This window comes from Paraburkholderia sp. UYCP14C, from assembly GCF_004197395.1.
Lineage (GTDB): Bacteria > Pseudomonadota > Gammaproteobacteria > Burkholderiales > Burkholderiaceae > Paraburkholderia.
The window spans coordinates 61,463-82,124 of record NZ_SELS01000027.1 but is presented as its reverse complement, the minus strand read 5'-3'; the positions used below and the strand labels follow the sequence as shown (position 1 = coordinate 82,124).

Annotated in this window: 17 protein-coding genes; 10 read left to right on the top strand and 7 right to left on the bottom strand. The window is 66.4% G+C overall.

The window, feature by feature from the left end:
- Positions 1-42: 42 nt before the first annotated feature.
- The 5 genes from EVC45_RS24050 to EVC45_RS24030 all read right to left on the bottom strand — a co-directional run bounded on the left by EVC45_RS24050 (position 43) and on the right by EVC45_RS24030 (position 5,407).
- The gene (locus EVC45_RS24050; RefSeq protein ID WP_129960731.1) at positions 43-1,008 is read right to left on the bottom strand and encodes a D-glycerate dehydrogenase; all 966 of its coding nucleotides are present in this window, start codon (positions 1,006-1,008) and stop codon (positions 43-45) included.
- Positions 1,008-2,297 carry an MFS transporter gene (locus EVC45_RS24045; RefSeq protein WP_129960730.1) on the bottom strand — a complete coding sequence of 430 codons (1,290 nt, stop codon included), beginning with the start codon at positions 2,295-2,297 and terminating at the stop codon, positions 1,008-1,010. The genes EVC45_RS24050 and EVC45_RS24045 overlap by 1 nt, the downstream gene beginning before the upstream one ends.
- Before the next feature lie 121 nt (positions 2,298-2,418).
- Entirely contained in the window at positions 2,419-3,402 is a 984-nt protein-coding gene (locus EVC45_RS24040) for a sugar kinase (RefSeq protein ID WP_129960729.1), read from the bottom strand.
- 91 nt (positions 3,403-3,493) lie between these two features.
- Positions 3,494-4,288 (bottom strand): sugar phosphate isomerase/epimerase, encoded by a 795-nt coding sequence (locus EVC45_RS24035; RefSeq protein ID WP_129960728.1) that lies wholly within the window; start codon positions 4,286-4,288, stop codon positions 3,494-3,496.
- Between the two features lie 225 nt (positions 4,289-4,513).
- Positions 4,514-5,407: a LysR family transcriptional regulator gene (locus EVC45_RS24030; protein WP_129960727.1), complete on the bottom strand. Its 894-nt coding sequence runs from the start codon at positions 5,405-5,407 to the stop codon at positions 4,514-4,516.
- Positions 5,408-5,543: 136 nt separating this feature from the next.
- Between EVC45_RS24030 and EVC45_RS24025 the strand changes: the two genes are divergently transcribed.
- The 6 genes from EVC45_RS24025 (at position 5,544) to EVC45_RS24000 (ending at position 11,786) form a co-directional block, all read left to right on the top strand.
- Positions 5,544-6,623 carry a YeiH family protein gene (locus EVC45_RS24025; RefSeq protein ID WP_129960726.1) on the top strand — a complete coding sequence of 360 codons (1,080 nt, stop codon included), beginning with the start codon at positions 5,544-5,546 and terminating at the stop codon, positions 6,621-6,623.
- 178 nt (positions 6,624-6,801) lie between these two features.
- Positions 6,802-7,539, top strand: coding sequence for a glutathione S-transferase (locus tag EVC45_RS24020; protein ID WP_129960725.1), 738 nt, complete (start codon positions 6,802-6,804; stop codon positions 7,537-7,539).
- A gap of 112 nt (positions 7,540-7,651) precedes the next feature.
- The gene (locus tag EVC45_RS24015) at positions 7,652-9,385 is read left to right on the top strand and encodes a ClcB-like voltage-gated chloride channel protein (RefSeq protein WP_129960724.1); all 1,734 of its coding nucleotides are present in this window, start codon (positions 7,652-7,654) and stop codon (positions 9,383-9,385) included.
- Positions 9,386-9,552: 167 nt separating this feature from the next.
- Positions 9,553-10,890 carry a C45 family peptidase gene (locus EVC45_RS24010; protein ID WP_129960723.1) on the top strand — a complete coding sequence of 446 codons (1,338 nt, stop codon included), beginning with the start codon at positions 9,553-9,555 and terminating at the stop codon, positions 10,888-10,890.
- A 219-nt stretch (positions 10,891-11,109) separates the two neighbouring features.
- A complete protein-coding gene (locus EVC45_RS24005; protein ID WP_129960722.1) occupies positions 11,110-11,364 on the top strand; it encodes a hypothetical protein in 255 nt (84 codons plus the stop codon).
- A gap of 191 nt (positions 11,365-11,555) precedes the next feature.
- Positions 11,556-11,786 carry a DUF2795 domain-containing protein gene (locus EVC45_RS24000; protein ID WP_129960721.1) on the top strand — a complete coding sequence of 77 codons (231 nt, stop codon included), beginning with the start codon at positions 11,556-11,558 and terminating at the stop codon, positions 11,784-11,786.
- A gap of 31 nt (positions 11,787-11,817) precedes the next feature.
- Here EVC45_RS24000 and EVC45_RS23995 read toward each other — a convergent pair whose 3' ends face one another.
- On the bottom strand, positions 11,818-12,885 hold the full coding sequence (locus EVC45_RS23995; RefSeq protein ID WP_129960720.1) for a LysR family transcriptional regulator: 1,068 nt from the start codon (positions 12,883-12,885) through the stop codon (positions 11,818-11,820).
- A 270-nt stretch (positions 12,886-13,155) separates the two neighbouring features.
- Between EVC45_RS23995 and EVC45_RS23990 the strand changes: the two genes are divergently transcribed.
- Complete coding sequence (locus EVC45_RS23990) at positions 13,156-13,368, top strand: hypothetical protein (RefSeq protein ID WP_129960719.1); 213 nt, start codon at positions 13,156-13,158, stop codon at positions 13,366-13,368.
- A gap of 95 nt (positions 13,369-13,463) precedes the next feature.
- On the opposite strand, the gene EVC45_RS23985 is transcribed toward EVC45_RS23990, so the two are convergent.
- Complete coding sequence (locus EVC45_RS23985; protein ID WP_129960718.1) at positions 13,464-14,081, bottom strand: TetR/AcrR family transcriptional regulator; 618 nt, start codon at positions 14,079-14,081, stop codon at positions 13,464-13,466.
- Positions 14,082-14,299: 218 nt separating this feature from the next.
- Here EVC45_RS23985 and EVC45_RS23980 point away from each other — a divergent pair, with 218 nt between their 5' ends.
- The 3 genes from EVC45_RS23980 to EVC45_RS23970 are packed head-to-tail and all read left to right on the top strand — an operon-like array spanning position 14,300 to position 20,174.
- Positions 14,300-15,448 carry an efflux RND transporter periplasmic adaptor subunit gene (locus EVC45_RS23980; protein WP_129960717.1) on the top strand — a complete coding sequence of 383 codons (1,149 nt, stop codon included), beginning with the start codon at positions 14,300-14,302 and terminating at the stop codon, positions 15,446-15,448.
- Positions 15,445-18,573, top strand: a complete 3,129-nt coding sequence (locus tag EVC45_RS23975) for an efflux RND transporter permease subunit (protein ID WP_129960716.1) — start codon at positions 15,445-15,447, stop codon at positions 18,571-18,573. The genes EVC45_RS23980 and EVC45_RS23975 overlap by 4 nt, the downstream gene beginning before the upstream one ends.
- A gap of 14 nt (positions 18,574-18,587) precedes the next feature.
- A complete protein-coding gene (locus tag EVC45_RS23970) occupies positions 18,588-20,174 on the top strand; it encodes an efflux transporter outer membrane subunit (protein ID WP_129960715.1) in 1,587 nt (528 codons plus the stop codon).
- The last annotated feature ends 488 nt before the right edge of the window (positions 20,175-20,662 follow it).

Here is a 20,662-nt window from a genome sequence, read left to right as displayed (position 1 = left end):
CGTGTCGGTGCGGGGGCGGGAGCGTGCGCGCCGCCCCGCGATTCACTTCGCCAGTACTTCACGGTTGACGATGTTGGTCGTCAACGTGCCGTCGAGCGCGGCGACCAGGTTCTCGGCCGCGTTGAGCGCCATCGCATGACGGGTCTCGTGCGTCGCCGAGCCGATATGCGGCAGCGCGACCACGTTCGGCATCGACAGCAACGGCGAGTCGGCGGGCAACGGTTCGGTGTCGAACACGTCGAGGCCCGCGCCGTGAATCGTGCCGTTCTTCAACGCTTCGATCAGCGCCGGTTCGTCGACGGTCGCGCCGCGCGACGCGTTGATCAGGATCGCGCTCTTCTTCATCGCGCGCAGTTCGGCCGCGCCGATCAGATGCCGCGTCTCCTGCGTGAGCGGCACCTGCAAACAGACGAAATCGGACTGCGCGAGCAACTCGGCCAGCTCGACGCGCCGCGCGCCATACGCCTGTTCCGCTTGAAGGTTCGCGCTGCGGTTCGTGTACAGCACCTTCATGTTGAAGCCGAGCGCCGCGCGTCGCGCGACCGCGCCACCGATCCGCCCCAGGCCGACGATGCCGATCGTCTTGCCCTGCACGTCGAGCCCGAAGTGCGCGGGCCCGATGCTCGCGCGCCACTGCCCTGCCTTGACCCAGTCGGCCAGCTCGACGACGCGCCGCGCGGACGCGAGGATCAGCGAGAACACGGTATCGGCGGTCGATTCGGTCAGCACGTCCGGCGTGTGCGCGAGCACGATGCCACGGCGCGTGAGGTCGTCGACGTCGAACTGGTCGTAGCCGACCGAGATGGTCGACAGCGCCTTCAGCCGGCTCGCGCCTTCGAGCATCGCCGGGGTGATCTTCACGCTCGCGCCGATGCCGCCGTCGGCGTCGCGCAGCGCGGCGACGAACGCATCGTGCTGCGACGGATCGACCTGCACGACCTGCGCATGCTGTTGCAACCAGGCGAGCACATCCTCGGGCAGCGACTTCCAGGCGACGATCTTCTTCATCAGCTAATTTTCCTTGCGACGGTGGGACGAGCGGGCTCGCGTTGTTCAGCGGCGGCCGGCTTGACGGCAAGCGTCAGGATCACCGCGGCGACGAGCGCCACGCTCATGAATGCATACGATGCGGCGGGCGATCCGGTCGCGCCGTTCAGATAGCCGACCACGTACGAGCCGACGAACGAACCGAGCGCGCCCATGCTGTTGATCAGCGCCATCGCGCCGCCCGCGACGTTCTTCGGCAGCAGCTCCGGCACGATCGCGAAGAACGGGCCGTACGGCGCATACATCGCGGCGCCTGCGATCACGAGCAGCGCATACGAACCCCAGAAATGCGTGGAGCCAAGTCCGTACGACGCCGCGAACGCGATCGCGCCGATCAGCAGGCACGGCCACACGAACACCTTGCGGCGGTTGAGTTTATCCGATGCCCACGAAGCCGCAAGCATCGCGATCGTCGCGGCCGCATACGGCAGCGCCGACAGCCAGCCGGTTTCGACCATGCCGAGCGACGAGCCGTTCTTCAGGATCGACGGCAGCCACAGCACGAAGCCGTACACGCCGATGCTCCAGCAGAAATACTGCGCGCACAGCTTGATGACCGAGGGGTTGCGAAACGCCTCACTGTAGTTGCGCACCGGTTTGATCGCGGCCTGCTCGGCGCGCAGCGTCTGCGCGAGCGCATCCTTTTCCTGCTGCGTGAGCCACGACACCTGCTCGGGCTTGTCCTTCACGAGGAACCACCAGCAGACCGCCCAGACGATCGCGGGCGCGCCCTCGGCGATGAACATCTGCCGCCAGCCGAACGAATGCACGAGATAGCCCGACACGACCGACATCCACAGCACCGTGACCGGATTGCCGAGAATCAGGAAGGTGTTCGCGCGCGAGCGCTCGCTCCTGGTGAACCAGTTGCTGATGAAGATCAGCATCGCCGGCATCACCGCGGCTTCGACGACGCCGAGGGCGAAGCGGATCACCATCAGCGACGGAATGTTGCTGACCATCCCGGTCAAGGCCGCGCAGCCGCCCCACAGAATGAGGCTCCAGAACACGAGCTTCTTCACGCTGCGGCGCTCGGCGTAGATCGCGCCCGGAATCTGGAAGAAGAAATAGCCGAGGAAGAACAGCGCGCCGATCAGCGACGCGAGTCCCTTGCTGATGCCGAGGTCCTGGTTGATGCCGGCCGCCGCCGCGAAGCCGAAATTCGCGCGATCCAGATACGCGAGGCTGTAGGTGATGAATACGATCGGCATGATCGTCCACCAGCGGCGAATCGCAAGCGATGAGGTCATGGAAGTCTCCTTGGACGGCGTCGTCCCGAATCAATGATGAAAAAATCTGGGCGCGCTGCGCGCGCTCCTGTTGTCGTCGATGCTTGTATCGATGCGCGTTGTCGGCGCGCTCCGGGCGGTGTCAGGCCGCGCTGGCAACGCCCGGCACGTCGGCCAGCTCCAGCGCGTCGAGTTCGGCGCGGCTCGGCAACCCTTCCGAATCGCCGATCACCTGGATCGCGAGCGCACCGATCCGGTTGCCGCGCGCGACCGCCTGCGCGAGCGTGCGGCCTTCGAGCAGCGCGCTGATCACGCCGACCGCGAAACCATCGCCCGCGCCGACCGTATCGACGACGTTCGCGACCGGCCGGCCGACGACCGTCGCGGCATCGGTCGCGGTGCGGTAATACGCGCCCTGTGCGCCGAGCTTGACGATCACGCCGCGCGCGCCGTGATCGAGGTAGAACTTCGCGATGTCCTCCGGTTGCGTGTAGCCGGTCAGAATCTCGCCCTCGCCGATGCCGGGCAGCACCCAGTCAGCCAGCGCCGCGAGCGCGTTCAGGCCTTCGACCATCGCCGCGCGCGACGGCCACAGCGTCGGACGCAGGTTCGGGTCGAACGAGATGGTCCTGCCTGCCGCACGCATTTCGCGGGCCAGGTGGAACGCGAGCTCGCGCGAACTCGCCGAGATCGCGGGCGCGACGCCGGTCAGATGCAGATGACGCGCGGGCAGCACGTAATCGGCGACGTAGTCGTCGAGCGACAGATGGCTCGCCGCCGAGCCCTTGCGGAAGTATTCGACCGCCGGGTCGCTGCCGTCGTCGTTCTTCGACTTCAGCTGGAAGCCGGTCGGGTAGCGCGCGTCGGTGCTCACGCACTGCTGGTCGATGCCCTCTTTCGTCAGCGTGTCGCGCACGTACTGACCGAACGAATCGTCGCCGACGCGGCTCATCCAGCCCACCTTGAAGCCGAGCCGGGACAGGCCGATCGCGACGTTCAGGTCCGCCCCGGCGATGCGCTTCGTGAAGTGCCCGACGCTCGCGAGCGGGCCGGTTTCGGCGGCGACGAACATCGCCATCGCTTCACCGTAGGTGATCACGTCGAGGGCGGGGTATGGATGGGTCATGCTGGGCTCCTGGGGGTGCTTTTGCTGCCGGTGTTTCGTGTTGCGTGGGAAGTGTGGTTGGCTGGGTTGGCGCTTCGGTTGCGCAGCGCGTCTACACCCGCGCGAGCCAGCTCACATAATGCGCGGCATCCGCGTCGATCCGGCTGGGGTCGAACGGAAACTCGATGCCGCGCGGCAGATCGCGCGGCAACCGGTCGAGGACCGCGCGGAACGGCGCGTCATCGTCGGCCGGCGCGATTGCAAAGCGCCGCGCGCCCTCGCCCGTCGTGCTCTTGCAATGGATGTACTCGACGTACGGCGCAAGCTGCGGCGCTATCCGCAGCGGCGCGACGTCGAGCCACGCCCAGTTGCCGGTATCGAAGGTCATGCCGAGCGCGCCCGCGTGGCCTTCACGCGCGAGCGCGTCGAACAGCTCGACGAACTGCGCGGGCGAGCCGCCCTGCGCCAGTTGCCCGTTTTCGACGACGAGCCGTGGCTGCGCGCCGCCCTTGACGCCCGAACCGCTCGCGACCTGCGCGACGATGGCCGCGCCGTGAGCCTCGCCCGCGAAGCCGCCGAGTTGCAGCTTGACGAAGCGCGCGCCGAGCGCGGTCGCTTCGTCGAGCGCGAGACACAGCGCGTCGATATCGAGCTGGCCGTTCGCCGCGTACAACGATGCCGGGGTCGAAAACACCGACCACAGGCCGAGATCGGCCAGCGCCGCGCCGAGCGCGCGCAGTCGTTGCGGGTCGGTGTCCGCGTCGCTCGCGAACAACTCGCGGCGCACCTCGAAACCCGCTGCGCCGGCGCGCCTTGCCGCCTGCGCCCATTTCAGATGGCCGTCGGCACGCACCGCGCTCATGCCGAACGCGCTGGCGACGATCACGATCTCTACTGCATCAGCCATGTCGAACTCACTCGAATCTGTCGTGAAACTGGCGCTTGGAACCGGTTCCAAAACCACCTCAAAAAAAAGCGCCGAGGCGCTGCGATGTGCGAATAGTGCGCGGGACGGCCATCGCGCACCATAGAGGAAATCCCCAGGCGCGGCGGGCACGAAGCGCGGCGCACCGGCCACGCCCGCGTCCGTCGCGTGCACATTCGCGCCGGACGCACCGTGCCGGCGTTCGATTCAACCGCCCTCGTCCGCGATACACATCGCCAGAAACTGCTCGACCACCCGCGACGGCGCGCTCGCATGCGGCACCAGAATCGACAGCCGCCGCGTCAGCGGCTGCGGGCTGAGCGACATCAGCCGCAGCGCGCCGTTCTCGTGCCGCATCGACATCGCCGACACGAAGCCGACGCCCATGCCGGCCCGCACCGCCTCCTTCACCCCTTCGACCCCCGCGATCTCGAGCGCCACCCGCATCGGCACGCCCGCCCGCGCGAACTCGCGCTCGACCGTCTGGCGCACGCCCGAGCCTTCCTCGCGCAGCACCAGCGGGTACGCGCCGAACGCGGCCAGCTCGATCCTCCCGCCGCTGTCCGCCTGCGCGAGCGGATGCGAGCGCGGCATGATCGCGACGATCTCGTCCTCGCGCCACGCGTGGACGGCCGTGTCCGGCGGCAGATCGGCGCCGGCGGGACCCTCGATCATCGCGATGTCGACCGAGCCGAGCGCAGCGACGATCTCGGTGGTATTGCCGTTGGCGGTATGCACGGTCACGTCCGGATAGCGGCGATGGAATTCGGCGATCAGGTACGGCAGCAGATAGCTCGCCGGCGTCGTGCTCGCGCCGATCCGCAAGGTGCCCTGCTCGAGACCGCGCAACGCGTCGCGATAGGCATGCGCCTGCCGCCAGGTGTCGCGCAGCCGCGCCGCATAGCTGGCGAGCTGCTCGCCGGCCGGCGTCAACCGCACGCCGCGGCCATCGCGCTGATACAGCGGTTCGCCGAACTCGTCCTGCAATTGCCTCAGCTGGCCGGACACCGCCGGCTGCGACAGATGCAGCGCCACCGCCGCCCGGCTGATATTGCGATGCTCAGCGACGGCAGCGAACGTTATAAGTTGATCCGGGGTCATCTCGATTAAATATCCGTTGAACCGATACTTCACATTCTAAATCACGATTTTTCATATCGATATACGTAATTTAGGATTAGCCCTGTTGCTGCTCATCCAGTTCCGTGCAGTCCGTTACGAAGCCAGGCACCCGATCATGTCCACACCTACCGTCCCGCTCACCGCCGCCTCCCCCGCGCTGTCCGCCCGCGGCCAGCTCAATGGCGTGCTGTTCGTCGCACTGTTCGCCGCCGCCGTCACGCGCATCGCGGCGATTCCGGCGATTGCCGGCCTCGGTCTGAGCCCGCTGATCGTCGGCATCGTCGCCGGTGCGATCTACGGCAACGCGCTGCGCGACGGCATGCCGGCCAGCTGGGCGGCCGGCGTCAACTTCTCGGCGCGCAAGCTGCTGCGCATCGCGGTCGCGTTCTTCGGCCTGCGCGTGAGCCTGCAGGAAATCGCCCAGGTCGGCCTGCCGGGTCTTGCGGAGTCGGTGGCGATCGTCGTCAGCACGCTCGTGATCGGCACCTGGGCCGGCATGAAAATCATGAAACTCGATCGCGACACCGCGCTGCTGACCGCGGCCGGCAGCGCGATCTGCGGCGCGGCCGCGGTGCTTGCGTTCGAATCGACGCTGCAGTCGAAGCCGCACAAGAGCGCGATGGCGGTCGGCAGCGTGGTGCTGTTCGGCACGCTGTCGATGTTCCTGTACCCGGTGCTGTTCAACGCAGGCTGGCTGCATCTCGACACGGTCGGCGCGGGTCTGTTCTTCGGCGGCACGATCCACGAGGTCGCGCAGGTGGTCGGCGCGGCGAGCAACGTGAGCCCGGAAGCAACGCACATCGCGACGATCGTCAAGATGACCCGCGTGATGCTGCTCGTGCCGGCGTTGCTGGTGGTCGGCCTGTGGGTGAATCGCGCGGCGCGCGGCGCGAAGGATGGCAGCGCGGACGGCGCCGCTCCGCGCAAGCTTGCGATTCCCTGGTTCGCACTCGGCTTCCTCGCCTGTGTCGTGATCAACTCGCTGCACGTGCTGCCGGAAAGCGCGACCTCGACGCTGAACCTGTTCGACACCTTCGCACTGACGATGGCGATGACCGCACTCGGCATGGAAACGCGGATCTCGCAGATTCGCGAAGCGGGTCCGCGCGCGCTGACCACCGGCCTGATCCTGTATGTGTGGCTGATCGCCGGCGGACTGGGCATCACATGGACCGTCCAGCACCTGTTCCACTGAGCCGTCGCCGGCTTCCCCGCCTTCCCCGACACCCCGCCGCGCGCGGGGTTTTGCGCTTTCTGACGCCCCATGCGGGCCGATCACACGGCATACTCGTTGCTGCGAACTTTGCTCCCCCAACCCGCCTGTACGCATCCTTCCCGCGACGCGTCAGGGCGACCGGAATGAGGATCGATCGATGAGCCTGGAACTGTACTACTGGGACGGTCTGCAAGGCCGCGGCGAATTCGTGCGGCTCGCGCTGGAGGAAGCCCGCGTCGACTATGTCGAAGTGGCGCGCGGCAAGCCTTCGAAGGGCCTTGGCACCAAGGCGATGATGGCGGTGATGGACAGCCCCGACGAGCCTTATCCGCCGTTCGCGCCGCCGTTTCTGAAAGACGGCGATCTGGTGATCCCGCAAACCGCCAACATCCTGTTCTATCTTGGCCCGCGCCTCAAGCTCGCGCCGGAGGTGGACAGCCTGCGCTACGTCGCGAACGGCCTGCAGCTAACCATCGCCGACGTCGTCACCGAAGCGCACGACACCCACCATCCGCTCGCGAGCGGCCTCTACTACGAGGAGCAGAAAGACGCGGCGAAGGTGCGCGCGCACGATTTCATCGACCAGCGGATTCCGAAGTTCATGTCGTATTTCGAACGCGTGCTCGCGCAGAATCCGGCCGGCGACGGCTTCATGGTCGGCGACACGCTGACCTACGTCGATCTGTCGATGTTCCAGTTGATCGACGGTCTGCTGTACGCGTTTCCGCGCGCGCTGAAGCGCTTCGGCGAGCACTACCCGCGGCTCGCCGCGCTGCACGACAGGGTGATCGCCAGACCGAACATCGCCGCGTATCTGGACTCGGACCGGCGCATCGGCCATAACGAAAGCTGCATCTTCCGGCACTACCCGGAACTCGACAAGGCGGCGAATTGAACCGCGCCGCCCGCCCCCGCCCGCTCGCCGCCGCGCGCCCGCCATTCGAGGCGGGCGCGCGGCTGTCGTGGCGCGGGTTTATCAACCTTTCATCACGCCCCGTACCGTCGACGTGCTTTCATTCCTGCTGAAGCTGCGCACCCGCGCCCAACGCCTGTTCCGTCTCTCCGATGCCCACACGATGCTGGTCTGGTCGGTGGTGGTCGGCATTGCCGGCGCATTCGCGACCATCGTGTTTCGCAAGTGCATCGAACTGCTGCAACTGGCGATGACCGGCCGCTCCGGCAGCTTCGTCGAAATGGCGCGCAGTCTGCCGTGGACCATGCGCATCTGGCTGCCGGCTGCGGGTGGTCTGGTCGCCGGAGTATTTCTGCTGATCGCGCAACGTCACGCCGTCCAGAACACCCACACCGACTACATGGAAGCGGTCGCGATCGGCGACGGCGTGGTGCCGGTGCGCCTGAGCCTGTGGCGCAGCGTGTCGTCGCTGTTCACGATCGCGAGCGGCGGCTCGATCGGCCGTGAAGGTCCGATGGTGCAGCTCGCGGCGCTCGCCTCGTCGCTGATCGGCCGCTGGATCCATTTCGATCCGCCGCGGCTGCGCCTGCTCGTCGCGTGCGGCGCGGCGGCCGGTATCACGTCCGCGTACAGCGCGCCGATCGCGGGCGCGTTTTTCGTCACCGAAATCGTGCTCGGCTCGATCGCGATGGAGAGCTTCGGGCCGGTGGTGGTCGCGGCGGTCGTCGCGAACATCACGATGCGCGAGTTCGCCGGCTACAAGCCGCCGTACGAGATGCCGGAGTTTCCGACCGTGACCGGTGTCGAAGTGCTGCTGTTCGTCGCGCTCGGCGCGCTATGCGGTGCCCTCGCGCCGCAGTTCCTGCGGCTGCTCGATGGGTCGAAGAAGGCCTTTCGCAAACTGCCCGTGCCGTTGCCGCTGCGGCTCGCGCTCGGCGGTCTGGTGGTCGGCATCATTTCGGTCGCCGAGCCCGAGGTATGGGGCAACGGCTACAGCGTCGTGAACTCGATCCTGCATTCGCCGTGGACCTGGTACGCGCTCGTGGTCGTGCTCGTCTGCAAGCTCGCGGCAACCGCGGCGACGGCAGGCTCCGGCGCGGTCGGCGGCGTGTTCACGCCGACGCTCTTCGTCGGTGCGGCGTTCGGCTCGCTGTTCGGCCAGGGCATGCACGCGTTGTGGCCGCATGCGACGTCGGCCGCCTACGCGTATGCGATGGTCGGCATGGGCGCGTTCCTCGCGGGCGCGACCCAGGCGCCGCTGATGGCGATCCTGATGATCTTCGAGATGACGTTGAGCTATCAGGTCGTGCTGCCGCTGATGCTGTCGTGCGTGGTCGCGTATTTCATCGCGCGCGCGATCGGCAAGACCTCGATGTACGAGATCACGCTGCACCGCAATCGCGAGGAGCAGGAGCGCTCGCGGCTGCGCGCGACGCAGATGCGCGAGCTGATCCGCCCCGCGCAGACCGTCGTGCCGCCGAACGCGACCGTGCACGACATGACGCGCGTGTTCCTCGAATATCCGGTCAAGTATCTGTACGTCGCCAACGACTCGGGCGCGTTTCTCGGCGTCGTCGCGCTGAAGGACATCACGTCCGATCTGCTCGACGGGCGCGACACGTCGACCAAAACCGCCGCCGACTATCTGCAGCCGCATTTCGACGTGCTGACGCCGGACATGTCGCTCGCCGTCGCGTTGCAGCACTTCATGGCGTTTCAGGGCGAGCGGCTGCCGGTGATCGAAAGCACCGCGCGTCCGTTGCTCGCGGGCGTCGTCTACAAGACCTCGCTGCTCGATGCGTACTTCCGCATGAATCCGTCGCGCTAAAGCCTGCGCCGAGGCCTGGCGGCTACCCTGTTCGCGGGGCGCGATGCAAAGCGCCGCGGATTCTCTACAATGAACAGACCGTCGGCCCTTCATGCGGCCGACACGCGTGAGCCCAGCATGGGCGCGGCGACAGCGCCCGCCCTATACGCCGGATAGTCGGAGCGAACATGAGCGAACCGTCCCCCGAGGCCGTACGCCGCGATCAGGCCGGCTGGATTTTCGTGCATATCGAAGGCGAGCCCTATGATCGCGGCGAGCAGCACGGCCAGTTGCTCGCCGACGAAATCAGAAACGCGATCCGCACCGCGCGCTATCTCGCCAAATGGGACACCGGCGAGGAATTCGACACCTTCGTCAATGCCGCGACGAGCCAGTTCGCGAGCAAGCTCGACACCGAATTCGCCGACGAAATCCATGGCATCGCCGACGGCGCGAAGCTGCCGTTCGCCGAAGTGCTCGCGTGGAACGGCTACATGGATCTGCTGCAAAGCTGGTGGCCGACGCATGCGTCGCAGCAGCAGCCGCAGCTGGGCGCAAAACTGTGGCGCGGGCGGCGCGGTCACCACTGCAGCGCATTCATCGCGACCGGCAACGCGACACGCGACGGCCGCATCGTGATGGCGCACAACTCGTGGGACCGCTACGCGGCCGGCGACGCGTTCAACGTCGTGTTCGACATCGTGCCCGACCGCGGCAACCGGATCCTGATGCAGGGCCTGCCGGGCTGCATCTCGAGCCTGACCGATTTCTGGGTTACGGCGGCCGGCCTGATGATCACCGAAACGACGATCTCGAACTTCGCGGGCTACAACCCGGCCGGCGCGCCCGAGTTCTATCGCTCGCGGCGCGCGTCGCAATACGCGAACAGCATCAAGGAATGGTGCGACATGTTCTCGCTCGCGAACAACGGCGGCTACGCGAACAGCTGGCTGCTCGGCGACACCAAGACCGGCGAGATCGCGCGTTATGAACTCGGGCTGCACTATTCGGGCTTCGAGACCACCAAAGACGGTTTCTACAGCGGCTACAACACCGCGACGGATCTGAAGATCCGCAATCAGGAATGCACCGGCGAAGGCGAGGACTATACCGACGTGCGCAAGAACGGCGCGCGGCGTCTGCGCTTCATGCAGCTCGAGGAAATGCATCGCGGCAGTATCGACGTGGAACTCGCCAAACAGATGATCGCCGATCATCACGACGTCTATCTCGATCGCAACGACAACCCGTGCTCACGCACGATCTGCGGGCATCTGGAGCTCGACGACGCGCGCTTCGGCGGCACCGATCACGGCCCGTTCAATCCGTGGGGCGCGAACGACGGCAAGGTGGTCGACAGCGAAATGGCGAGGGAGTTGGCATTCACCGCGCGTTGGGGCCATCCGTGCGGCCGCCCGTTCGACGCGCAGGCGTTCATGAAGCGGCATCCGCAGTGGAACTGGCTGAATGGCTATATGCGCGACCGGCCGTCGTGGCCGTGGACGCGCTTCGACGTACTGCGCTAATGCATGGCCGGACGAGCGGGCCGGTTCGTGCGATGATGGAATCTACAATACGGTTTTGTCGCAAATGTGCGCGCGCTTCGCAGTATTTGCCATCTAAGATGGTAAGGAGTCCGGGCCGCGCAGCGACACGCCGTCCTTGGCTTGCACCGTCCTTACGACGCGGGACGGCACAGAGTTTGCTCGATTGTCAGCGCCGCATGAGCTTTAGGAGGTCGGGCGATGAAAACCTCGACACTGTTAATCATGGTGACGCTGTCAGCCTCGTGCTTTGCCGCGCCGGTTCATACCGCGTCTGACAGCACGGATGCGATCATGCTTGCCCAACGCGCCAACGCCGCGCCGGTCGCGCCGCCGGCTCCAGAGATCTCGAGCACCGACCCCAGCCGTCCGCAGCACTGGGACCATATTGCGCTGCCGAAGTCCCGACATCTGGAACGCAGCCTGACCGGGCAGAACGAGCATCTGACCACCTGAGGGCGGCCGTATCGGCGGGCGACGGCGCGGCCGCAAGTGCGCGGCGGTCCGGTTTGCGCCGGCTGTCATCATGATGGCGTGGCGATGCGCGCGGGATTGCGACAGACTGCGAGAAACTCATCGCGGCGAGGCGCTGGCCGTCGCGGCGGCAATCACAGCGTGACTAACTTGAGCTCAACAGGAGCATGCCCATGACGGCCTCGGACATCCCCGGCGAATCGATCGATCTGCAGATTAGCGATCTTCTCAGCGAAGTCGAATTTCCGACCAACAAGGATGCGCTCGTCGATGCGGCGCGCGAAGCCGGCGCGAGCAACGAGGTACTGGCGATGCTCGATAGCATGCCGGAGCAGGATTACGTCGACATCGAGTCGGTCACGCGCCTGATCGGCGGCAATTATGGTCCGGGCTTAGGGATCTGAACCCGGATTCAGATCCGCCTCACCTCGCGTTTCAGAACTGCGACGACGCCGCGATCCGCGTGCGCGGCACCCGCGTCACACGGCGGGTCGTACCGCTGCTTTCGAAGGGGCCGCCGGCCATCCCGCGCGCCGTCAGATCGTCGGCACCGTTCACCTCCGCCACCGCCCGCACCTGCGTTGCGCTCCGGGAATCCCGCGCCGCCGCGCTTTCCGGCTGAAAGTGCTCGACCAGATGATCGATGAACGTGCGCACCTTCGCCGGCAGATGCAGCCGGCTCGGATACGCGATCGTGATTTCGATGGGCGGCAAACTGTAGTCGTCGAGCAGACGCACCAGTCGCCCGGCCGCCAGATCCCGCCCGATCAGGTAGCTCGGCAGGATCGCCACGCCCATGCCGAGCAGCGCGAACTGCCGCAGCATCTCGGCGTTGTTCGCCGCGATCGCGTTGGTGGGCCGCACCCGCACCTCGCCTTCCGGACCCTTGAACACCCGCTCCTCGCCGCCGCCCTGCTCGGCCGGCCGGCTCAGACACGAATGCCTGAGCAGATCTTCGGGACGGGTCGGCGTGCCGTGTTGCGCGAGATACTCGGGCGTCGCGCAGACCGTCATGTAGCCGGTCGTCAGCCGTCGCGTGACGATGCTCGCGCTGCGCATGTGCCGCGCAGCCAGGATGCCGACGTCGAAGCCCTCTTCGACGAGATCGACGTGGCGGTCGGCCAACGTGACGTCAGGCACGACATCCGGATAGCGTGCCGCGTACGACTGCACGACCGGCGCGAGACTGTGCAATCCGAATACGACCGGCGCGACGATGCGCAGCGTGCCGACCGGCTCGTGATTGCGCGCCACCACCATCTGCTCGACGCCTTCGAGATCGGCGAGGATGTGACGTACGCGCTCCAGATAGGTCGCACCGGATTCGGTCAACGAAAGACGGCGGGTCGTGCGGTTCAGCAGTCGCGTACCGAGCCGCGCTTCGAGATCCGCGACGTGCCGCGTGACGACCGCGGTGGACAGATCCAGCGCGCCCGCCGCGCCGACGAAACTGCCGAGGTCCGCCACCTTGACGAACACGCGCATCGACTGCAGTTGATTCATGGGACGACTCCTGCCTCGGTAAAGCCGGGCCGGCGCAACCCTTGCCGCCTGTGTCGACCCGCGCCGCGTCGGCGTGCGCGGGTCTGCCCAACGCAACCGATTCTAGCGATCGGACATGTCCCAACCCTGACCCAGACATGACATTCCGGTCAGATTCGACGCGGCGTGTCCATCGCGCCGCTATTACGGCGTCTATTGTGGATTTTGGCTAGGTATAAACCCTAGTCTACTGATAAGATAGCGGCCAAAGGAAATTACCGCTATACCGCCATGCCACATCGTTTTCATCTGCTGGAAAAAATCGCGTTTTCGCTGGTTTGCTGGTCGGCCGCCGCGAGCTCGGCCTATATCGGTTACGAGCGCTGTCCCGACATCAAGGTCGCGCTGCACGCTGGAGAAAAATTCCTCGACGCCAGCAGCCAATACGCGTTCGCGTGCGCGGCGCCCGCCGCCGAAGCCTGCGCGCAACTGCCGGTCGACTGATTGTTCCGGTTTTAGCCGAGTATGGCCGTGCTTGACGCGCGATCCGTCCGGGTCGCGCGTTCGCGCATCTGCGCATCCGGGCTCAACGCCCACGCTCACGCATCGCGCCCGAACACCACGCGCGCGAAAAACCCCGCCAGCACCGTTTCGGCCATCTCCGACGGCACATTCTGCGGATCGACCGTGTAGAAGAACTGCACGCCGTCGCACAGACCCATCAGGCCGATCGCGAGCTGCTCGGGCGGCATCGACATCGGCGTGCCCACCCGCTCCGAGAACTCGCGCACGTAGGCGCTCAACTGTTCGATCTTTTCGTGCATGAACGCGTTGAAGCGCAGCCGGAAGCGGCCGTCGCGCACCGCGAGCAGCTTCGCCTCGACCCACAGCAGAAAACACTTGTTCTCGCGATGCAGCGAGCTGTAGTAGCGCAGCACACGCGCCTCCATCTCCTCACGCGATGCCGCGCTTTCGAAGATCGCATGCAGGCCCGCCTGCATCGCTTCGTGATCGCGCCGCAACAGCTCCAGAAACAGCTCGGTCTTGCTGCGGAAATTCGAATAGAACGCGCCGCGCGTATAGCCGGCCGCCGCCGCGATGTCCTCGACACTCGCCGCGACGAAGCCCTTCTTCATGAAAGTGGCCTGCGCGGCATCGAGCAGCCGCTCGCGCGTCTGGTCCTTGCTCTGCTCTCTGGTCAGTCGTTGACGTTTCATGGCCGCAAGCCTAGCACTCCAAAGATTTCAAATCCAGCTATACATTCAGATACAGGAGTGTATTAGAATGCATTTCGTCATCCAAAGCCATACCTGTATGCAATCAGCATGACGCGGCGTGCAGGTCTTCGCTGGCGGGCCGCGCGGCTTGCCGTGTTCGTTCGCTGTCTCCAGTTGGGGTAATTGTGAAGCGTCCCGGTTCTCCCGCATCGTCAGCGATGCGCCAGCAGTCTTCCCCATCCCCCCACCGCGGTTTCTCCAGGCAGACCTGCGCGCTGGCGCTGGCCGGCTTGCTCGCGCTTGCGGCCTGCTCGAAGAAGGAAGCCGCGGCACCCGCGCCGCGCCCGGTGGTCGCGCTCGCCGTGCATGCGGACGGCCACGCGCTGCAGGCGGCGTCGCTGCCTGGCGAAGTGCAGGCACGCTATTCGACGCCGCTGTCGTTTCGTGTCGCCGGCAAGATCATCGAACGGCGGGTGCGGCTCGGCGACACGGTGAAAAGCGGCGAAGTCGTCGCGCTGCTCGACCCGGCCGATGCGCAGAAGAACGCCGCGAGCACACAGGCGCAGCTCGACGCCGCGCAGCACAATCTCGTGTATGCACAGCAGCAGCTCGAACGCGACCGGGCCCAGGCCAAAGAAAACCTGATCGCGCCGGCCCAGCTCGAACAGACCACCAACGCCTACGCGTCCGCGCTCGCGCAGCGCGATCAGGCGCAGCAGCAGGCCGCGCTCGCGAAGAACCAGCTGCAGTACACGACGCTCGTCGCCGGTCATGCGGGCGTCATCACGGCTGAGCAGGCGGACACCGGACAAAACGTGTCGGCCGGTCAGGCCGTCTACAACCTCGCATGGAGCGGCGACGTCGACGTGCTGTGCGACGTGCCCGAAAGCGCGCTCGCCGCGTTCGCGGTCGGCCAGAACGCGAGCGTCACCCTCGCCGCGCTGCCGGGCCGCAAGCTCGGCGCGCGCGTGCGCGAGCTGTCGCCGGCCGCCGATCCGCAAAGCCGCACGTGGCGCGCGCGTCTGACGCTCATCGATGCCGGCGCCGACGTGCGCCTCGGCATGACCGCCGACGTCACGCCGGCCGTGCCGCTCGCCGCGGCGGCCGCGCAACACGGCGTGTTCACGCTACCGGTCACCGCGCTGTTTCACGAGGGGCGCGAACCGGCCGTGTGGGTCGTGCGCGCCGCGGACCACACGCTCGAGCTGCGTCGCGTGACCGTCACGCGCTACTACGAGCGCACGTTCGTCGTCAGCGACGGCCTGAAAAATGGCGAAAGCGTCGTGCTGCAAGGCGTGCATACCGTGAGCGCCGGCGAGAAAGTCCGCGCGATCGCGCCGCTGCATCCCGAGGACTTCGCTTCATGAGCACGTCGCACGAAGAAGGACGCTTCAATCTGTCCGCGTGGGCGCTGCGTCATCAGGCACTGGTGGTGTTCCTGATCGCGCTCGCCACCGCGTTCGGCATCCTCGCGTACACGCGGCTCGCGCAGTCGGAAGACCCGCCCTTCACGTTCCGCGTGATGGTGATCCGCACGTTCTGGCCGGGCGCCACCGCGCGCCAGGTGCAGGAGCAGCTGACCGATCGCATCGGCCGCAAGCTGCAGGAGACGCCGGAAATCGATTTCGTGCGCAGCTACTCGCGTCCCGGCGAATCGCTGATCTTCTTCACGATGAAAGACTCGGCGCCGGTGAGCCAGGTCCCCGAGACGTGGTATCAGGTGCGCAAGAAGGTCGGCGACATCTCGGCGACTTTGCCGCCGGGCATCCAGGGCCCGTTCTTCAACGACGAATTCGGCGACGTCTACACCAACATCTATACGCTCGAAGGCGACGGCTTTTCCGCCGCGCAACTGCACGACTACGCGGACCAGCTACGCTCGGTGCTGCTGCGCGTGCCGGGCGTCGGCAAGGTCGACTATTTCGGCGACCCCGACCAGCACATCTACATCGAGATCGCGAACACGCAGTTGACGCGTCTGGGCATCTCGCCGCAACAGCTTGGGCAGGCGATCAACGGGCAGAACACGATCGCGCCCGCGGGCACACTGACCACCACGGACGACCGCGTGTTCGTGCGCCCGAGCGGCCAGTTCAACGACGTCAACGCGCTCGCCGACACGCTGATCCGCATCAACAACCGCACGTTCCGTCTCGGCGACATCGCGACGATCAGGCGCGGCTACGACGATCCCGTAGTCACGCAGATGCGCTTCGGCGGCAAACCCGTGCTCGGCATCGGCGTGACGATGCAGCCGGGCGGCGACGTGATCCGTCTCGGCCGCGCCCTCGATCAGCAGATGACCCAGCTGCGCGCCGCGCTGCCCGCCGGTTTGAACCTCGTCGAAGTATCGAGCATGCCGCACGCGGTCGCGCGCTCGGTCAACGACTTTCTCGAAGCGGTGGCCGAGGCGGTCGCGATCGTGCTGGTCGTGAGCCTCGTGTCGCTCGGCGTACGCACCGGCATGGTCGTCGTGATCTCGATTCCGGTGGTGCTGGCGGTCACCGCGCTGTGCATGTACCTGTTCGACATCGGCCTGCACAAGGTGTCGCTCGGCACGCTCGTGCTCGCACTCGGCCTGCTCGTCGACGATGCGATCATCGCGGTCGAAATGATGTCGGTGAAGCTCGAGCAAGGCTGGAACCGCACGCGCGCCGCGGCCTTCGCGTACACGAGCACCGCGTTTCCGATGCTGACCGGCACGCTCGTGACCGTGTCCGGCTTCCTGCCGATCGCGCTCGCGAAATCGAGCACCGGCGAGTACACGCGCTCGATCTTCGAGGTGTCGGCGATCGCGCTGATCGCGTCGTGGCTCGCGGCGGTCGTGCTGATTCCGCTGCTCGGCTATCACATGCTGCCCGAGCGCAAACGTCATGCGCACGAGCCCGACGACCACGAACACGACATTTACGACACGCGCTTCTACACGCGTTTGCGCGGCTGGATCGGCTGGTGCATCGAGCGGCGCTTCGTCGTGCTCGCGATCACCGTGCTGCTGTTCGTGCTCGCGATGGCCGGCTTCTCGCTGGTGCCGCAGCAGTTCTTTCCGAGCTCGGACCGGCCGGAGTTGCTGGTCGATGTGCGGCTGCCGGAAGGCGCGTCGTTCGATGCGACGCTGCGTCAGGCGCAGCGCCTCGAACAGGCTCTCAAAGGGCGGCCTGAAATCGATCACACGGTCAGCTTCGTCGGCACCGGCGCGCCGCGCTTCTATCTGCCGCTCGATCAGCAATTGCAGCAGCCGAACTTCGCGCAGTTCGTGATCACCGCGAAATCGGTCAAGGATCGCGAGAAGCTCGCGCAGTGGCTCGAACCCGAATTGCTGAGCAACTTCCCGGCGATCCGCACGCGCCTGTCGCGCCTCGAGAACGGGCCGCCGGTCGGCTATCCGGTGCAGTTCCGCGTGAGCGGCGACGACATCGCGACCGTGCGCTCGATCGCCGAACGCGTCGCCACGACGATGCGCGCCAACCGCGGCACGCGCAACGTGCAGTTCGACTGGGACGAACCCGCCGAGCGCTCGGTGCGCTTCGAGATCGACCAGAAGCGCGCGCGCGAGCTCGGCGTGAGCTCCGAAGACATCTCCAGCTTCCTCGCGATGACGATGTCCGGCTATACGGTCACGCAGTATCGCGAACGCGACAAGCTGATCAGCGTCGATCTACGCGCGCCGCGTGCCGAACGCGTCGATCCGTCGCAGCTGACCGCGCTCGCGATGCCGACGCCGAACGGCCCGGTGCCGCTCGGCACGCTTGGGACACTGCGCAACGACCTCGAATACGGCGTGATCTGGGAACGCGACCGTCAGCCGACCATCACCGTGCAGTCCGACGTGTCGGCCGGTGCGCAGGGCATCGACGTCACGCACGCGGTGGACCGCGCGCTCGCGCCGATCCGCGCAACGCTGCCGGTCGGCTACCGGATCGAGATCGGCGGCTCCGTCGAGGAAAGCGGCAAGGGTCAAACCTCGATCAACGCGCAGATTCCGATCATGGTGATCGCGGTGCTCACGCTGCTGATGATCCAGCTGCAAAGCTTCGCGCGCGTGCTGATGGTCGTGATGACCGCGCCGCTCGGCCTGATCGGCGTCGTGCTTACGTTGCTGCTGTTCGGCCAGCCGTTCGGCTTCGTCGCGATGCTCGGCGTGATCGCGATGTTCGGCATCATCATGCGCAACTCGGTGATTCTGGTCGATCAGATCGAGCAGGACATCGCGTCGGGGCACAAGCGTTTCGACGCGATCGTCGGCGCGACCGTGCGGCGCTTCCGGCCGATCACGCTGACCGCCGCGGCCGCCGTGCTCGCGCTGATCCCGCTGTTGCGCTCGAACTTCTTCGGGCCGATGGCGACCGCGCTGATGGGCGGCATCACGAGCGCGACGATCCTCACGCTGTTCTATCTGCCCGCGTTGTACGCCGCGTCGTTCCGCGTACGCGCCGACGAGCGCGAGCCGCAGACGCCGTCCGGTTCCGGCGCCACGCATACGGGTAACTGAGCATGAGCACGAGCATGACTATTCCCGCCCTGTCCCGCCGCCGCCGCGCGCCGTTCGACGCGCTGGCCCGCACCACGCTTGCCACGAGCATCGCGAGCCTGACCTGCATGCTCGGCGCCTGCTCGTTCGGACCGAACGGCGACCCGCCCGCGATGCCGCAGCCCGCGCACTACGGTGCAGAAGCGCTGCCGACGCAGACGGTGCCCGCGCAGGGCATCACGCAGCAGTTCGTGACCGGCGCGCAACCGGTGCCCGAATGGTGGAAGCTGTACCGCTCGGATGCGCTCAACACGCTCGTCGACGAAGGCCTGCGCAATAGTCCGACGCTTGCCGCGACCGACCGCAGTCTGGCCGCCGCGCGCGAGCAGTTGCGCGCGCAGGTCGGCAGCTCGCTGCTGCCGACCATCGACGCCGGCGGCCAGGCCACCCGCAATCGCGCGCTCGCGATCCCCGAGATCGGACCGAACACGTTTCTGTACAACGTGTTCGTCGGCCAGTTGCAGGCGCACTACACGTTCGATCTGTTCGGCGCCGCGCGTCTGGCGAACGCGGCACTCGCCGCGCGCGTGAACGTGCAGGTCTACCAGCTGGAGGCGGCGCGGCGCGCGCTCGCCGCGAACATCGTCACCGCGACGATCACGAGCGCCGCGCTGCATGCGCAGATCGATACGACCGAGCGGCTCGTGAACCTCGCCAACGATCAGGCGCGCGATACCGAGCGGCGCTACGAACTCGGCGCGGTATCGCATGCCGATCTTCTGAGCGCGCAGCAGAGCGCGGCGAGCGTATCGGCGAGTCTGCCGGCGCTCAAGCAGCAGTGGCTCACCACGCGTCACGCGCTCGCAGTGTTGATCGGCCGCACGCCCGATGCCGCGCCCGACGACGTCGATCTCGCGCAGCTGCATGTGCCGGAGCAGGTGCCGGTCGTCGTGCCGTCGGAACTGCTGCGCACGCGGCCGGACATCGAGGCCGCCGACGCGGCGCTGAAGGCCGCGGCGACCGACGTCGGCGTCGCGACCGCGCAGATGTTTCCGAGCCTGTCGCTGTCGGCATCGATGGGACAAGGCGGCTTCAGCTGGCCGCTCGCGATGTCGGGTGCGGGCGCGATCTGGAGCATCGGCGCGTCGCTGTCGCAACCGCTGTTTCATGGCGGCGCGCTGCTCGCGCAGCGGCGCGCGGCGCAGCACACGTACGAGGCGAGCGTGTCGCAGTACAAGCAGACCGTGTTGGCCGCGTTCCAGAACGTCGCCGATACGCTCGCCTCGCTCGAGCACGACGCGCAGTCGCTCGACGCCGCGAACGTCGCCGCGCGTTCGGCACAAGGTGTGTTCAACGACACGTCGGCACGCTATCGGCTCGGCGCGCTGCCGGTCGCGGCGACGCGTTCGAGCGAGCAGCAATGGCGCAACGCGCAGCTCGACGAGATCCGTTATACGAGCGCGCGGCTGACTGATACGGCCGCGCTGTTTCAGGCGATGGGGAATCCGCCGCTCGACCAGGGCGGGACGTCGTCCGCACCGGCGGCGGCTTCCACTCCTGCGTCTACTCCTGCTTCCGCGTCGGCGTCTGTCGGTACAACGAACACCACCGCCTCCAACTAAACCTGGGATTCCGTACGGAACGCGGCGCACTTATCCCCAGTTCGTGTTGATGAACCTGTTGAAAACTTTCTGAAAAACGGACTAACGCATTGAGCGCACGGGGAATTGTCGATGAGGTGCGAAATCGCACAGCGGATGCCGCATGATGGCGTGCTTCGCAGTGCGAGCGCCTGGGATCCCTCAACGTTATCCCCAGTTTGTGTTGACAGACTTGTTGATAAGCCTGGGGCGAAGCGTCTAAGTGCTTGAGGCGAATCGCTTTGTCCCGCGCGTAACGGGGCGAAGCAGGTTCGAGGCAACGATGCGCGATTGAGCGGAGTCACGACGGGAAAATAGCGGCCAACGCCGTTATCCACAGAATGTGTTGAAAGACCTGTTGATAAGGCCTGGAGATCGCGCCCAAGTGCTTGAGCGCGCGAGGGATTCTGGCGGCGATGGATTTGCGCACGCGGCGCGCAAAGCAGGATAGGTCAGGATTCCGACCTGAA